We start from the raw sequence: 15,344 nt of genomic DNA on the forward strand, positions 1-15,344 counted from the left end.
TCCGTCATACGCCTGTCTTCAGGCCTTCCTAAGAAGCTCCCAAGCCAACCAACCGCTTGGGAGATCACCTATGTGCGCAGAGATCAGCCGCCGAAACATGTTAACGCTGATGGCGTCGAGCTCGGCCCTCCCCTTCCTCCCCAATATCGCAGTGGCAGCCGGCCAGGGTTTCCAGGCGATCGTTCTTTCAGACCTGCATTCCGCCTATGAGCGGATGGGCCAGCTTCTCGCCGTGATCGAAAGACAGATCGCAACGGCGAGCGTTCCGCAGATCATCCTGATCAACGGCGATATCTTCGAGCTCGGCAATGTCGTCGCCACCCGTTCGGCCGGCGAGATCGACTGGGCCTTCCTCGACGCACTGGCCAAGCTCGCGCCGACCGTCGTCAACATCGGCAACCACGAACCGGACCTCGACAACGACCTTGCGCATTTCGTCGAGCGCGCCCGCGGCCTCGGTATCACCGTACTCAGCAACATCGTCGACAAGCGCACCGGCAAACCCTACGCCGAGGCCGGCAAAGAGATCGAGATCGGCGGACTCAAGGTAAAACTCGCCGCATTTGCGACCGACGCGATCGGCACCTATCCGAAACCGACGCGCGAGATGATGGACATCCCGAAGCCTGTGGAATGGGCCAAGGCCAATTTGCCGACGCTGCTTGCCGGGGAAGGCGTCAACATTGTGCTCAGCCATGCTGGCGTCGTTCCGGATCGCGATATCCTGCCGATCGTACCGGACGGCACGCTGATGATCGGCGGCCACGACCACCTGACGCTGACGCATAGCCAAGGTGAGACGCGCTACATCCATACCGGCTCCTGGTCGTCGGCGATGATGGTCGCCACCTTCAAGGCCGCCGGCAAGGCGCCAGAGCTTGCACGGATCGAGATTGACAGGGCCGGACCATCCTCCGCCGTACTGAAGGACCTCGTCCCAGCCGTGCTCGCCAAGCACCTGAAGGACGACGAACGCACAGTCGTCGCGAAGACGTCCAAGGCCATGACATTGGGCGAGACCGCCCGCTTTGCGGCAGAAGCGATGGCCGCGAAGACAGGTGCCGATATCGGCTTCATCGGCCATACCTCCTTCGGCACCGGCCTGCCGGCCGGCGACGTGACGCGGTTTGATTACAATGCCGGGCTGCGCTTCGAAGGCAAGCTGATGGTTTCGGACGTGGATGCAACGGTGCTGATGGCGATCCTCGCCCGCTGCAACCAGGACGGAGACATTCCGCTTGCCGGCCGCACCGGCGACTTCCTCTATGCCTCTCCCAAGGCGCCGGAAGGCAAGGCGCGTTTCAAGATCGTCTGCAACGACTGGTCGGCGATCAACAAGAAGAGCTATTTCGGCCGCGAGGACATCGTCTTTACCGAGGTGCCGGATCTCAAACTGAAGCAGCTCGTCGCCGAAACGCTGGCGAAGAAGGCCTGAGGCAGCGGAAAACAAATCGCCCGAAACCTTGGAAGTTCCGGGCGATCCCTGAAGGTGCAGCTGAAGCCTCCGGCTTTTACCAGGAGCGGATATCGAGCGTCCTGTCCTTGTGGTTCGGATGCGTCGAGAACACGAAAATGCGGTTCATTTCCTTTTCCGTCAGCAGACGCAGGAAGCGGACCTGGATCGTGTTGTTGGCATTGGTGCGCATCAGCAGGCAGCCGACCTTGGTGATGCGGGCGTCGGGAATGTCGAGGTAAAACTGCTGCGGCAGGTTGTACTGCGTCAATATGCCGAGCACCGCCTCGCTTTGCGAAATGCGAAGAACGTCGCAGCGGCGCTGCGCCATGTTCATCACGCCCTTTTCCGTATATTCGATACGCGCAGCGTTCATCGTGTCTTCCATCTTGAACCGCTTCTCGCGGTCGTACATGAAAGACTCTTCCTTGTTCAGATAATTGCTTTTGGTCGGAGCGGCACTCACGACAAACCTCCTTCTTTTAATAGGAGAAGGCTAGCCGGCGAAGTTTAACAGAGCGTTTTGAGGGCCCGTTTCGAGACAATCCTTTCGAGCTGTCTCAAAAACACGGTAAACGCTCAGTAAATCCTTAAATACGATAAGTCTTACCTTCCGTATCGAAAAGGTGCAGCTTTCTGGAGTCCGCCGAGAAACGCATCATGTCGCCTTTCTTCACCTCCAGGATGCCTGGAATCTTGGCAATGATGGGTTCGTGACCGGCAAGCCCTTCGACATAGAGCAGCGTCACCTCGCCGAGCGCTTCAACGATGGAGATCCGGCCCTCGAAGAGGTAATCGTCTCCCTTTGCAACGACGAGATCTTCCGGGCGGACGCCGAAGCTTGCGGCTTTGCCGTTTTCGGAAGGATTGGTCGGTACGGGAACATGGACCGCCTTTCCGCCTTTCAGCGAGACTGTGGTTTCCTCGCCCGCCGAGGTGATCGTGGCGGGAATGATGTTCATCGCCGGAGACCCGATGAAGCGGGCGACGAAGAGGTTTTTCGGCCGCTCGTAGAGTTCGAGCGGCGGGCCGACCTGTTCGATGCGGCCGGCGGAAAGCACGACAATGCGGTCGGCAAGCGTCATGGCTTCCACCTGATCGTGCGTCACGTAGATCATCGTCGTGTCCGGCATCTGCTCCTTGAGCTTGGCGATCTCGATGCGGGTCGCGACCCGCAGCGCCGCATCGAGGTTCGAAAGCGGCTCGTCGAACAGGAAGACCTTGGGATTGCGGCAGATGGCCCGGCCGATCGCGACGCGCTGGCGCTGGCCGCCGGAGAGCGCCTTCGGCAGCCGGTCGAGATAAGGGGTGAGTTGCAGGATCTCGGCAGCCGCCCGCACCCGGCGGTCGATCTCCTCCTTGCTTTCCCTGGCGATCCGCATGCCGAAGGCCATGTTGTCGTAGACCGTGTAATGGGGGTAGAGCGCATAGGACTGGAAGACCATGGCTATGCCGCGGCGCGAGGGGGGCACGTCGTTGACGAGCTTGCCGTCGATGAACATCTCGCCGCCGGTGATGCTTTCGAGGCCGGAAATCATGCGAAGCAGCGTGGACTTGCCGCAGCCGGACGGGCCGACGAAGACCACGAATTCGCCTTGAGCAATGTCCAGGTCGATGCCGTGCAGCACCTTCACCTGGCCATAGGCCTTGCGGATATCCTTGAGTATCACTCCAGCCATGATTTCCCTCCCCTTGTGCTTTGTTATAGATGGCGGGCGAAGAACGCCCCCCACGCCGGCAATGTCACGCGTCTGTCTTCCAGCCCGGCCTCGAAACCGTGGCCGGTCAGCACTTCCCAGTCTCCGACCGGCAGGTCCGTTGCGGTCTCCATGGCGCTCATGTTGAAGAGGCAGAGCACGACTTCGTTGCCATATCGCCGCTCGTAACCGAGCACGGAACCGTTTTCCGGCAGAAACAGGATTTCGCCCTTGGCAAAAGCCGGATGCTGCTTGCGGAAGGCCAGAAAGCGGCGGTACTGCTCCAGTACCGACGAGGGGTCGCCGTACTGGGCGCCCACGGCGCGCAGCTGATGCTCCACCGGAATGGGCAGCCACGTCCTTTCGGCGGTTGAAAATCCCGCCTGCAGCGCCTGGCTGTCCCAGACCATCGGCGTGCGGCAACCGTCACGCCCCTTGAATTCCGGCCAGAACTGGATGCCGTAAGGATCCTGCAGGTCGGCATAGGCGATATCCGCCTCGGTGAGGCCGAGTTCCTCGCCCTGATAGATGCAGACGGAGCCGCGCTGGCTCATCAGGATGGCGGATGCCATCTTGGCATATCCGTCGCGGTCGAGGACGTCGTGGCCCCAGCGGCTGACATGCCTCACCACGTCGTGGTTCGAGAAGGCCCAGCAGGCCCAGCCATCCGGCGCGGCAACCGCAAAGGCGTTCTGCACCTCTGCGACGCGCGCCGGCGTCAGCGGGTCGGGCGCCAGGAATTCGAAGGCGTAGCACATCTGCATCTTGTCGGTGCCGGACGTGTATTCGCCGACGATTTCAAGCCCGCGCTGGCTGTCGCCCACCTCGCCCACTGCGGCAATCGCCGGAAACTCGTCGAGCACGGCGCGGAACCGCTTCAAGAATTCCAGGTTCTCCGGCCGGTTCTTGTCGTAGAGATGCTCTTGGAAATTATAGGGATTCACCGCCGGCGCGGTGGAGGCATTACGGCGGGACGGATCGAGCGCAGGGTTGTCGCGCAGGTCCTTGTCGTGGAAATAGAAGTTGATCGTATCGAGCCGGAAGCCGTCGACGCCGCGCTTCAACCAGAAGCGCGTCATGTCGAGCAGCGCATCCTGGACCTCGGGATTGTGGAGATTCATATCCGGCTGCGAGGTCAGGAAGTTATGCATGTAATATTGCATGCGCGTCGGATCCCAAGCCCAAGCCGATCCGCCGAAGATCGACAACCAGTTGTTGGGCGGCGTACCGTCCGGCTTGGCGTCGGCCCAGACATACCAGTCGGCTTTTGGATTGAAACGGCTCGACCGGCTCTCGATGAACCAGGGATGCTGGTCGGAACTGTGCGACATCACGAGGTCGATCATCACCTTGATGCCGAGCCGATGGGCTTCCGCGATCAGGCCGTCGAAATCGGACAGCGAACCGAACATCGGATCGACATCCGTATAATTCGAAACGTCGTAACCGAAATCCTTCATCGGCGATGGGAAGAAGGGTGAGATCCAGATGGCGTCGGCGCCGAGCGCCGCGACATGCGGCAGGCGCGCGGTGATGCCCTTCAGGTCGCCGATGCCGTCGCCGTTCGAATCCTGATAGGAACGCGGGTAGATCTGGTAGATGACGGCTCCGCGCCACCAGTCCTTGTCCGGTGCTGCGGGGGCGTCTGCGGAAATGTTCATTCAATATCCTATGTCGTTTTTCGTGTTGATCAGCCGCCCTTCACGGAGCCGGCAAGCAGGCCGCGAACCAGATACCGTTGCAGTGCAAAAAAGACGATAATCGGCACGACGATCGTTATGAAGGCCGACGCCGTCAGTATCTCCCATTTTCCGCCCATCGACCCCAGAAGCGCATTGAGCGCACCGGTCAGGACAAGCTGATCCTTGCCGGTGCCGAGGAAGACCATGGCGACGAGAAGGTCGTTCCACGTCCAGAGGAACTGGAAGATCGAAAAGGAGGCCAGCGCCGGAAAGGACAGCGGCAGGATGATCTTGACGAAGATCTCGAAATCGCTGGCGCCGTCGACACGGGCGGATTCGATGATCTCCCGCGGCAGGCCGGCAATGTAGTTGCGCAGGAGATAGATCGCCAGCGGCATGCCGAAAGCCGAATGGGCAAGCCAGATGCCCGCATAGCTGCGCGACGGAACGCCGAAGAAGTTGCCGATCTCGTTATACATCCTGAGAAGCGGAATGAGCGACATCTGAAGGGGGACGACAATGAGCCCCACGACCATGGCGATGATCAGGGCACGGCCGGGAAACTCCATCCAGGACAGCGCATATGCCGCGAACGCGGCGATCAGGATTGGAATGATCGTCGCCGGGATGGCGACCGTCAATGAGTTGACGAAGGACTGACCGATTCCCTGCGAGGTCAAGACCGTACGATAATTGTCGGTGGTGAACGAAGGCGGCGTCGCGACGGAAAGGTAGACGCGCTTGCCGCGGCCCTCGAAAGGCGCATTCTTGGAGTAGATGTAGCTGCCGTCCTCGTTGATGGTCAGCGTCTCGCCGTTTCCGATGTCGGCGGTCTGCCCGGCCGGAAACTCCGTCGGCGCTGCAACGCGCGTGCCGAAGGCGCGCACCGTTCCGCCTTGTCCCCCTTCGAAGACCGAGCCTGAAATGACGTAGTTCGCACCCTCCTGCCGGGCAGTGGACGGTTCGCCAAGCCGGGCAGCGCTTGTTTCGGCCGCGCCGGTGAAGGCCGTCCACCAGCCGGACGCGGTGATCTGGCCCGCATCCCGGAAGGAGGTGACGAGAATGCCGAGCGTCGGGATCAGCCAGACGATGCAGATGAGAAGAACGGAGACGTGGACGACGAGGCGGGGAAGGCCGACGCGGCGGAGGCTTGCGATTGCAGTCATCTCAATGGCCCCCCATTTCCTTGTTCGCCTGGCGGATGTTCCAGATCATGATGGGGGTGACGGCGGCCATGATGACCAGCGCTATGACGGCGCTCCGGCCGCTGTCGCCGCCGCCGCGGAACATCCAGTCGAACATCAGGTTCGCCAGCACCATGGTGTTCCACTGGCCGTTGGTCATGGTCAGCACGATGTCGAAGACCTTCAGGACGAGAATGGTGATCGTCGTCCAGACGACGGCGATCGTGCCCCATATCTGCGGGACCATGATCTTCCAGAAGATCTGCCAGCCATTGGCGCCGTCGATGACGGCCGCCTCGATGGTTTCCTCCGGAATGCCGCGCAGCGCGGCCGACAGGATGACCATGGCAAAGCCCGTCTGGATCCAGATGAGGATGATCATCAGAAAGAAGTTGTTCCAGAAGGGCAAGGAAATCCAGACCTGCGGCTGGCCGCCGAAAGCTTCAACGATGGCGTTGAGCAGGCCGATCTGCGCTCCGTTGCCGCCGCGATATTCGTAGATGAACTTCCAGATGACCGAGGCCCCGACGAAGGAGATCGCCATCGGCATGAAGATCAGGCTTTTGGCGATATTGCCCCACCAGATGCGGTCGGTCAGTACCGCGATGACAAGGCCGAAAAAGGTGCAGGCAGCCGGGACCACGGCAAGCCAGAGGATGTTGTTGAAGATCGACTGCCGGAACTGGCCGTCCTGGATTGCCCATCGATAGTTCGCGAGGCCGACGAAATTGCCGCCCGACCGATCGTAGAAGGACAGGATGAAGGTGGCGATGACAGGATAGACGAGATAGACGACGAGCAGGATCAGCGCCGGGCCGAGAAACAGCCAGGGGCGCACCACCGCGCGCCGGTTGAGATTGACGGACGCGGCGCGGACGTTGTCCTCCGGCACGGGAAAGGCGAGCTGCAGCGCCTTGTCGGAGAGCCAGTAATACAACGCACAGACAAAAACGCCGGCGATCACGACGCCGACGGCTGAAACGATCTGCGAGATCATGCCTCTCCCCTTTTCACCGTTCTATGCGGATCTTTTTGATGAGACCGCGCCGGGACCGGCGCGGTTCGATATCAGCGCCTGCGGAGGACCTATTTCAGGCCGTCCCATGCCTTCTGGATGTCGGATGCAACGGTCTTGGCGTCCTTGCCGCCGACGTAATCCACCATGCCGGTCCAGAACGCGCCAGCGCCGATCTTGCCGGGCATCAGGTCGGAAGCATCGAAGCGAAAGGTCGTGGCGGTCGTCAGAAGCTCGCCCTGCTTCTTGAGGACTTCATTGGCATAGGCATCCGGATTGGCACCCTTGAACGGTGTCAGGAACGATGACTGCGCCATCCAGACCTCGTGGGCGATCGGCGTCTTCAGGAATTCGATAAAGGCCTTGGCGGCCGGCGAATCCTTGGTGATGGCAAACATCGTGCCGGCGCCGAGAACCGGCGTTCCGAGATCCGGCTTCGAAGCGTAGGTCGGCAGGTAGAAGAAGTCGGCATCGGTGCCGAGTTCCGTGCCCGGCGGGAAGAAGGAGGGCACGAAGGATGCCTGGTGGTGCAGGTAACATTTCGGCGGAATGTCGAAGAGGCCCTTCGGGCTGTCGCGGAAGTCGGTCGAGGAGACGGCCGCAACCCCGCCGGCGACATATTTGGGATTCTTGCCGAACTTGCCGAACTCGTCGATGGCGCCGACCACGGCCGGATCATCGAACTTGACTTCGTTGCTTACCCATTTGTCGTAGACCTCCGGCTTCTGGGTGCGCAGCATCATGTCCTCGACCCAGTCGGTCGCCGGCCAGCCCGTGGCGCCGCCGGAGCCGAGACCGATGCACCACGGAACCCCGCCATCGGCAACGATCTGGTCGCTGAGCTTGATCAGGTCCTCCATGGTCTTCGGAACGTCGTAGCCTGCCTCCTCGAAATTCTCGGGCACATACCAGACCATGGACTTGAAGTCCGCCTTGAAGGGGAAGCCGAAATACGCCTCCTTGCCGTCCTTGCCCTTGTAGGTGCCGTAGCGGATCCAGTCCGCACCAGAGCCGTAGTTGGTCTTGACCCAGTCGGAATTCTCCTGGCCAAGCGACGTCAGGAAGCCTTTGGCGGCGAGGTCGGCCAGCAGGCCCGGCTGGGGAATGATGGCAATGTTCGGTGGGGAGCCCGCCTGCGTATCGATGACGATCTGCTGCTCGTAGTTTTCGGAAGAGGAATAGCGGCCATTGATGCCGGTCGCCGCATTGAAATAGGCCAGAACGCTGTTGAAGAGTACCTCGTCCTCGCCGCGCCAGGGGCCGAAGAGCGTCAGGCCCTGCCCCTTGAGGTTGGCATGGGCGGCCTTGAAATCCTCGTAGCTCTTCCAGTTGAAGCGCTGATCCTGGCCCGGCGGGAATTTCAGCTGCTGGGCTGAGGCGCCGCCGGCGAGGAGAACCGCCAGCGCCGTACCGATCCAAAACGATGCCTTCATGAAATCATCCTCCCGTTGTCCCGGCTTTTTAGCTCGCCGGGAGTTTGCAACATGGGAAGAGATTTAACGCTCTGCCGGAGGAGTCAACCCCTCCGGAAGCGACGTGGAACAAATGAAAAAATCCGTCCGAAAAGGATCGGAATCGGGGATTAGAATCTCGGGGCGTTTTTGCCGGCGGTGCGATGGGCGGCGATCACCGTGTTGGCCATCAGCATGGCGATCGTCATGGGGCCGACGCCGCCCGGGACCGGCGTGATCGCGCCCGCGACTTCTGCTGCTTCAGCATAGGCGACGTCGCCAACGAGCCGGCTCTTGCCCTCGCCCTTGTCGGGCGCCGGAACGCGGTTGATGCCGACGTCGACGACCGTCGCGCCGGGCTTCACCCAATCGGCCTTGACCATCTGCGGGCGGCCGACGGCAGCGACCAGGATATCGGCATTGCGGCAGACTGCGGCAAGATCCTTCGTCTTCGAATGCGCCATGGTGACGGTCGCATTGGCGGCAAGCAGCAGCAGGCCCATCGGCTTGCCGAACAGATTGGAGCGGCCGATGACGACCGCATTCAGACCGGACAGGTCCTCGCCATGTATACGCTTCACCAGCAGCATGGCACCGGCCGGGGTGCAGGAGATGAGACCCGTCGCAAGGTCGCCGGTGGCGATCTTACCGGCATTGACGACATGCAGGCCATCAACGTCCTTCTCGGGAGAAACGGACAGAATGACGGGTTCGGCATTCAGGTGCTTCGGCAGCGGCAGCTGCACGAGGATGCCGTGGACGGCCGGATCGGCATTCAGCTCCGCAACCAGCTTTTCCAGCGTTTCCTGCGTGGTATCCTCGGGCAGGCTGTGCTGGATCGAATTGAAGCCGCACTGCTTGGCCATCTTGCTCTTGGAATTGACATAGGCATGGCTTGCCGGATCATCGCCCACGATGACGACCGCAAGCCCCGGCTTCACGCCTGTTTCCCTTTCCAGAGAACCGGCCGCTTCGGTCACGGCTGCGATGACGGATGCCGCCGCCTCTTTCCCATCGATCACTACAGCCACGCGCACCTCCCGCTTAAAACTGCTGCTCATGTATACATAGACATGCCGAACTTGCCGCCAAAGCCTATGCTGGCGATGGGCGGCAAAAGCAAGCGGATTCGATGTCGCAGCTATTTATCTTCGGCCGTTGCTACGGCTAGCGGAATAAACTTCGATGCGCTCGCGCAATTCCGCCATGTGGCGGCGCAGCTGGCGGACCTCTTCGGCTCTGCGTTTCTCCTCCTCGGAGACGTGCGGCACGGCATAAGCGGGCGTCTGGGAGACGCGGCCGGAGATTACTGCGGCGACCAGCGGAGGAAGGCCGGCGTCCTGGGCCGGGCGACGATTGGCCATCAGCATGTCGCGGATGTGGTCGCCGAAGGGCGTGTCGTTGGCGGGAGCGGGATAACGAGCCTGCAGCGGCTGCTGCCGGCGATAGTCGTCTTCGTCATAGATCGGTTCATAGCGGGCAGGCTCGTGGCGGTCGCCGAACTCACCGGCCTGCTCGGAAAAGCCTTCCTGCCAGTGGGGAGCGAGCGCCTCGGGTCCATCCGCGGCATGTTCGATCTCGTTTATTTCCGGCTCGCGCAACGGCTTCCGACGGGTGAAGAAGGCAAGAGCCGCACCGAGGAAGAAGCCGATCATCGCGCCACCGCCGGAGATTTCGACAAACGACGGACCGACGGGCTGCGCACCGGCTGCAGTCGCGGGTGCCACGATGTCGACCTTGACGGCGGACGTCTTCGGTCCCGTATCGGCGCGATGCAGCGCTTCGAGATAATTCTCCCGCGCCTCCCCGACGGCCGCCTCCAGCATCTTCAGCCGCGCGGCGGAATCGGCGATCTCCTTGTCGTCCGGTTTCGCCCGCTGCTTCGCCTTGATCTCGGCCAGGCGCTTCGCAGCGGCGCCTTCCTGCTGCCGAAGCGACGTGACGAGCTGCTTCAGCGCATCCTGAATGTCGTTGCGCACGTCTTCGAGCGCAGCCTGCGCGGCCAGGAGCTTCGGATGGCGCGGGCCCAGATTGCCGGAGAGCTGGTCGACCAGCAGCTTCGCCTCGACATGTCTCTGCCGTTGATAATCGAGCCCGGTATATTCCAGGCTGTCCGGCAGGGGTTTAGCCAGCACGTCGGCGAGCTTGAGGGCCGAAGCCTGGGCGGATTTCTGCCTCAGCTCCGTGAGCTGCGCCTCGGCTTCGGCGATTTCGATTGTGCGCTGCTGATCCTCCTCTTCCGACCGGCGGAGCTCCGCGAGCTTGTGTTCATCCGTCTCGGCCATGAAACCGGAAAGCGCGGCTTCGGCATGCTCCAATGTCTGGCGCAGCTTCTCCACCACCGGCTGCGACGCGCCCGCACCCGACAGGACGACTTCGTCGCGGAACGTATCGCCGAGCATGTTGGCGATCTGCGCCGCCTCGTCCGCCCTCGCCGCCGCGACGGAAATCACCGCCTGGCGCGCCGTGCGATCATAGGTGACGGCGATCGCCTGGGAGAGGCGCTCGCGAAGCCGGCTTTCGGCCTGGGTCACGGTCATTTCCTGGCCGGAGACGATGTCGGATACGACCCGGACGGCGGTCGGCCGATCGACCGCAAATTCGCTGCCCGCGCCGAGGTTCAGCGCGCGGACGAGATTGTCGAGATTGGCTTTCGAGCGCAGCAGGGCGGCGGCATCGTTCACGGCACTTTCGCTGGCATCGACCTTGAGGCGGACTTCCGCATTGAACTTCTGCGGAACCGAATCGCTGAACAGCAGCGGCAGCGCGCCTCCGGCCAAGGTCAGGATACTGACCTTGATGATGGCTGAGCGCATTCCCGCGAACGCCGAAAGGGCTCCGGTGCGCGGAGCGACCGGTTTCCGATGCAAATCCCTCTCGAATTCTGCCGAATGATACATGGGATGACCGCAATGCCCGAGCTGCCCGCATCCCGCAGGCAGCGACTGATGAACGCAGTCTAAATTTTCATGGCAAAGAAAACGTTAATTCCCGATGGGCAGAGCGGGCGCCGGCGGCCGTTTTGCGGCAAATGCCTTCAAAACAACGGCCTCAGGGCCAGACGGGAAGCTGAAAAATCTGCCGCGCGCTTATGCGAAAGACGGTCGGGGCGAACCTATCCTGGCTTTCGGTGCGTGATGCGCCGGCTTTTCCGGCATGATCGCGGAAAGACCCGATCCCGCCATCACGACCAGCCCGGTGCGGACGGACGACAGGCGGCGCTCGATCCGCCTTTCCTGGGCGAGGTTCTTCGCATCGACGATCACCAGGTCGAAACGGCGCGAGATTTCCTGGTCGGGGTGGATCGCCACCACCTCATGCCATGGCGCGTGACGGGCAAGGTGCTCGCTCAGGGCCTCGATCCGCCCGGCGTCTTCGCCGGCGATGCCGATCCGATGTTTTCTTTCCAGGAAGGTCAGCAGCGAGGGTATGAAGGTTTTTGCCGCATAGCGGACAGAGGGGGATTGCGGGCGCAGCAGTCTTGCAAGAAGGCCGAACGCGCGTCCACCGCCGGGCAGCAACAGGCGACGGCTCAGCTGGTCCCGATAGCCGAGATCGAGCGCCTGGCGCAGGATCGAGCGTTCATCGAAGAAGGACAGCGTCGTGCGGTTGCCGCGCAGCGAGATCATTCCCTCGGCAAGGCCGAGTGCTGCGTTCCAGCCGAGATCGCAAAGGCGCTGGCCGAACAGCGTAGGCGGCTGATCCGATACGAGGAATTCTCCGGATGCGTTCATCGATACGCTCCACCCAAGGGACGAACTGCGTTCGCCCATGGGGGACGAACATCTTCGCAAAGCCTTAGCAGCACGCTCTGAAACCCCGTTTAAATCGATCGCTAAAATACGAGCGATCCGTACATTTCCGGGATTTTCCGACGCAAAAAAGCCGGCCACCGGGCCGGCTTCGGCAGATGTTCGGGCTTGCGCCGGCATCAGTGCCCCGACGACTTCGGCGCCTCCTCGATCTTGACGCCCTCGACGATCTTCTGACCGGGATTGGGGTTCTTGTTGCCGCGTGAGGCGTTGTTGCGGATGTCCTCCTTCGAGAGATAGTCGAGCTGCTCGACCAGGACCTCGGCGACCAGACCGTCACCCAGCTTCCTGTTCAGGCTGTCCTTGATGCTCGACCGGAATTTCTCCAGCTCGAACGCGCCGGGCTTGCTGAGATCGACCATCTTGTTGCCGATCAGCAGCGTGAAGAGCTCGTCGGTCGTCAGTTCCGTCATGGGAAGCTTGACGCCCTTGATCTTCTCCTTGTCCATCATGAAGGAAATGCGGCTCAGGAAATAACCGGTGATGGCACCGTTCGAAAGGACCGGCACGGTGATCGATTCACCCCGCACCAGTTCCTGCATCTCCTTCTTCTTGGCCTCCTCGTCGACCGGCGGCGCCGGCTTGTTCATCTGGACGGAGGCATAGACCGCGCCCAGCGTGACGACGCAGACCCAAAGACCTGTAAGAAGGAGCTTGATCATCAGACTTCGCCGTAGGTGAACTGTTCCTGAGTGTAGGTGCCGTCACCATCCGCATCGCGGGCGGCATTCTTCAGGAGATCGGCCACGGCGCGGACCGCATGCAGATGCGCCTCCACCCGGCGGGCGTTCAGCGCCAGCTTGTCTTTCAGGCCATGCATCTGATCGATATAGCCGATGGCGAGTTCCTTCGGATCGGTGCCGCGGAACAGCATGGTCAGTTCATAAAGGCAGCGGCTCTTGTGAGCGTTCGAAACCTTGAGATCGAATTCGGGATCGCGACCGATCCGCTGATTTTCGTTGTCGATTATCATCTCCAGCCGGCCGAGCACGGTCTTGATGCGATAATCATTCGAAACAACTTCCATATTTTCTGCCCCAGTCTGAATCATATCAGGCCTCATTCTTCTTGCCGACGCCGAGAACCTGGCGTTCGAAGTCGGTAATCATGCTCATTGCGCGGCTGCGGTCGGTTTCATCGGTGCTGGCGTTGATCTCGCCCTGGCGCTCGATCCTGTTGAGCGCCTGCGAATACATCTGTTCCGCGATGCCGACGCCGCCCTTCTTGGACATTTCGTCGGCGATTTTTTCAGCCATCATGCTCTTCCAGAACTCACCGGCCGAACCCTTGCCGTAGATTTCCTCGGTTTCCTTGGGGAGCATGGAATTGACGAAGTTCTGCAGGATCGAAGCTTCGAACTTGCGGTACTCGTCCGGCATCTCGGCAATCTTCTTCGGGGTCTCCGCATTGCCGAGACCTGCCTTTGTCGCCGGCTGGTCGATGAGGTTCATGGCGGCACCGAAACCCTTGCCGGATTCGGCAAGGCTGGTCGCAGCGAAAGCCGCCTTGCTCGCCTTCAGCTTGGCCTGGGCCTCCTGCACGGCGGTGGGATCCGCGGCACGGACGACATCCAGAACCAGATCGCTCGGAGGTGAAATCGCCACGTCAATTCCTTTCACAAGCGCCGCATCCGCATCCGCGAAGGACTTGAGCATACGGCAACAGTTTGAAATGGCACATGAACCTTGCAGCACGATTCGAGCCGGGCGGTCAGTGCGATGACGGGACTATGACCTTCGAAGCTTGCTGGAGGCTGGCCAGTTCATGCGGATCGTCTAACGGCACTTGAACGATCCGCAGACGCTCTTGCGGCGGCCTCAGTCCCTGGCGGAATCGGCGATCTGCAGGGCCAGCGTGATTTCGATGAGCTCATAAATGGAATTGTCGGCCACCTCGCGGTCTTCGTGCTCACGGGCTACCTTCATGTTCTCCTCCAGGCGATCCCCCTTGGTCCGCTCCTTCAGGACCTTCATTTCCTGGAGCTGCTGGACGCCGGCGAGCTGCTTCTCCTTGGTCGTCAGGCGACCGAAACGTTCCGCATACTGCTGCGAGAACTGCCGGTGGATCGGGTTCATCGAACCGATCGCGTCGATGACCTCTTCCATCGACTGATTGACCTCGGCGCGATAACGCGTGGTGGCGGCCAGCTCGTGCTCCGCCATCTTCTCCAGATGGCGCTGGACCGCGACCAGGCGCTTGAGCTTGTCTGACCTTTTGACCGGAGCTGCCATTCGGCCCCCTTAGAAGGACGTGAAGATCGGCGCAAAACCATCCGCATACTGGCGGACGAGCGCGGCGATCGACAGATACATGAGGAAAAGCCCACCCATGATCAGAAAGGGCGTCGAGATGAAGAAGATCGGTATCTGCGGCGCGAGCTTGTTGACGAGACCGATCGCAACGTTGAACATCAGGCCGTAGATCAGGAAAGGACTTGCGAGCCTCAGCATGATCATGGTCGATGCGCGCAACGTATCCGTCAGCGTGATCAGCATCTTCTGCGAATCGATCACCGCGCCGACCGGGGTCGCCGCGTAGGATTCGACGAGGGCGCGGAGAACGACATGGTGGAAATCCATCATGAACAGGAGCAGAAGGCCGGTCAGCGTCAACAAGTTGGTGAGGGCGTTTTCGGTGGCGTCCTCCACGACGTCATGGCCGCCGGGAGCGGTGAAGCCGATCGACATGGCGAGGATGGTGCCGGCGAACTGCATGCCGAGCGTATAGAGCCGGGCGATCAGGCCATAGACGATGCCGATCAGGGTTTCGGTGAAGATGAGCGCGATATAGGTGGCGCCGGGCGCCGACGCCTTGGGATAGATCAGGTCCCACAGAACCGGCAGAACCCCCATGGAGATGGCAACGGCCGCAAAAAGCCTGATCTGCGGCGGCAGGCGACCGCTTCCGAAGCCCGGAAGCATCATCACGCACCCGCCCATGCGGCAGAACGCAAGGAAGAGTGCGAGGATGGTCCCCTGCGGGTCGGTGATCATGTGAGAATCGTCCTTTGCGGACAGTCTAGTGCGTTTCAGGGCCGAATTCCATTTCGG

15 protein-coding genes are annotated in these 15,344 nt (G+C 61.3%); 1 reads left to right on the forward strand and 14 read right to left on the reverse strand.

All coding sequences use genetic code 11. The features are described from left to right. The first annotated feature begins 70 nt into the window (after nucleotides 1–70). Nucleotides 71–1,435 carry a metallophosphoesterase gene (locus tag DMO26_RS05075; RefSeq protein WP_117190914.1) on the forward strand — a complete coding sequence of 455 codons (1,365 nt, stop codon included), beginning with the start codon at nucleotides 71–73 and terminating at the stop codon, nucleotides 1,433–1,435. 76 nt (nucleotides 1,436–1,511) lie between these two features. On the opposite strand, the gene DMO26_RS05080 is transcribed toward DMO26_RS05075, so the two are convergent. From DMO26_RS05080 to fliR, 14 genes are all read right to left on the reverse strand, one after another. Then, nucleotides 1,512–1,868 (reverse strand): hypothetical protein, encoded by a 357-nt coding sequence (locus DMO26_RS05080; RefSeq protein WP_162894732.1) that lies wholly within the window; start codon nucleotides 1,866–1,868, stop codon nucleotides 1,512–1,514. A gap of 175 nt (nucleotides 1,869–2,043) precedes the next feature. After that, nucleotides 2,044–3,132, reverse strand: a complete 1,089-nt coding sequence (locus tag DMO26_RS05085; protein ID WP_117190916.1) for an ABC transporter ATP-binding protein — start codon at nucleotides 3,130–3,132, stop codon at nucleotides 2,044–2,046. A gap of 23 nt (nucleotides 3,133–3,155) precedes the next feature. Continuing rightward, the gene (gene bglA / locus DMO26_RS05090) at nucleotides 3,156–4,811 is read right to left on the reverse strand and encodes a beta-galactosidase BglA (RefSeq protein ID WP_117190917.1); all 1,656 of its coding nucleotides are present in this window, start codon (nucleotides 4,809–4,811) and stop codon (nucleotides 3,156–3,158) included. A 29-nt stretch (nucleotides 4,812–4,840) separates the two neighbouring features. Further along, entirely contained in the window at nucleotides 4,841–5,998 is a 1,158-nt protein-coding gene (locus tag DMO26_RS05095) for a carbohydrate ABC transporter permease (RefSeq protein ID WP_117190918.1), read from the reverse strand. 1 nt (nucleotide 5,999) lies between these two features. Continuing rightward, nucleotides 6,000–7,013, reverse strand: a complete 1,014-nt coding sequence (locus tag DMO26_RS05100; protein WP_117190919.1) for a carbohydrate ABC transporter permease — start codon at nucleotides 7,011–7,013, stop codon at nucleotides 6,000–6,002. An 89-nt stretch (nucleotides 7,014–7,102) separates the two neighbouring features. Beyond that, complete coding sequence (locus DMO26_RS05105; RefSeq protein ID WP_117190920.1) at nucleotides 7,103–8,464, reverse strand: ABC transporter substrate-binding protein; 1,362 nt, start codon at nucleotides 8,462–8,464, stop codon at nucleotides 7,103–7,105. Between the two features lie 149 nt (nucleotides 8,465–8,613). Further along, nucleotides 8,614–9,513, reverse strand: a complete 900-nt coding sequence (gene folD / locus DMO26_RS05110) for a bifunctional methylenetetrahydrofolate dehydrogenase/methenyltetrahydrofolate cyclohydrolase FolD (protein WP_117190921.1) — start codon at nucleotides 9,511–9,513, stop codon at nucleotides 8,614–8,616. A gap of 114 nt (nucleotides 9,514–9,627) precedes the next feature. Continuing rightward, a complete protein-coding gene (locus DMO26_RS05115) occupies nucleotides 9,628–11,298 on the reverse strand; it encodes a GumC domain-containing protein (protein WP_162894717.1) in 1,671 nt (556 codons plus the stop codon). Nucleotides 11,299–11,571: 273 nt separating this feature from the next. Next, the gene (locus tag DMO26_RS05120) at nucleotides 11,572–12,216 is read right to left on the reverse strand and encodes a hypothetical protein (protein WP_117190923.1); all 645 of its coding nucleotides are present in this window, start codon (nucleotides 12,214–12,216) and stop codon (nucleotides 11,572–11,574) included. 197 nt (nucleotides 12,217–12,413) lie between these two features. Next, nucleotides 12,414–12,956, reverse strand: coding sequence for a hypothetical protein (locus DMO26_RS05125; RefSeq protein WP_117190924.1), 543 nt, complete (start codon nucleotides 12,954–12,956; stop codon nucleotides 12,414–12,416). Continuing rightward, on the reverse strand, nucleotides 12,956–13,321 hold the full coding sequence (locus tag DMO26_RS05130; protein WP_117191052.1) for a hypothetical protein: 366 nt from the start codon (nucleotides 13,319–13,321) through the stop codon (nucleotides 12,956–12,958). The genes DMO26_RS05125 and DMO26_RS05130 overlap by 1 nt, the downstream gene beginning before the upstream one ends. Nucleotides 13,322–13,346: 25 nt before the next feature. Next, complete coding sequence (locus DMO26_RS05135) at nucleotides 13,347–13,898, reverse strand: rod-binding protein (RefSeq protein WP_117191053.1); 552 nt, start codon at nucleotides 13,896–13,898, stop codon at nucleotides 13,347–13,349. A 213-nt stretch (nucleotides 13,899–14,111) separates the two neighbouring features. Beyond that, nucleotides 14,112–14,525 carry a hypothetical protein gene (locus DMO26_RS05140; protein WP_117190925.1) on the reverse strand — a complete coding sequence of 138 codons (414 nt, stop codon included), beginning with the start codon at nucleotides 14,523–14,525 and terminating at the stop codon, nucleotides 14,112–14,114. Nucleotides 14,526–14,534: 9 nt separating this feature from the next. Further along, nucleotides 14,535–15,287 carry a flagellar biosynthetic protein FliR gene (gene fliR / locus DMO26_RS05145; RefSeq protein ID WP_117191054.1) on the reverse strand — a complete coding sequence of 251 codons (753 nt, stop codon included), beginning with the start codon at nucleotides 15,285–15,287 and terminating at the stop codon, nucleotides 14,535–14,537. Nucleotides 15,288–15,344: the final 57 nt, after the last annotated feature.

Source organism: Rhizobium terrae (genome assembly GCF_003425685.1).
Classification (GTDB): Bacteria; Pseudomonadota; Alphaproteobacteria; order Rhizobiales; family Rhizobiaceae; genus Neorhizobium; species Neorhizobium terrae.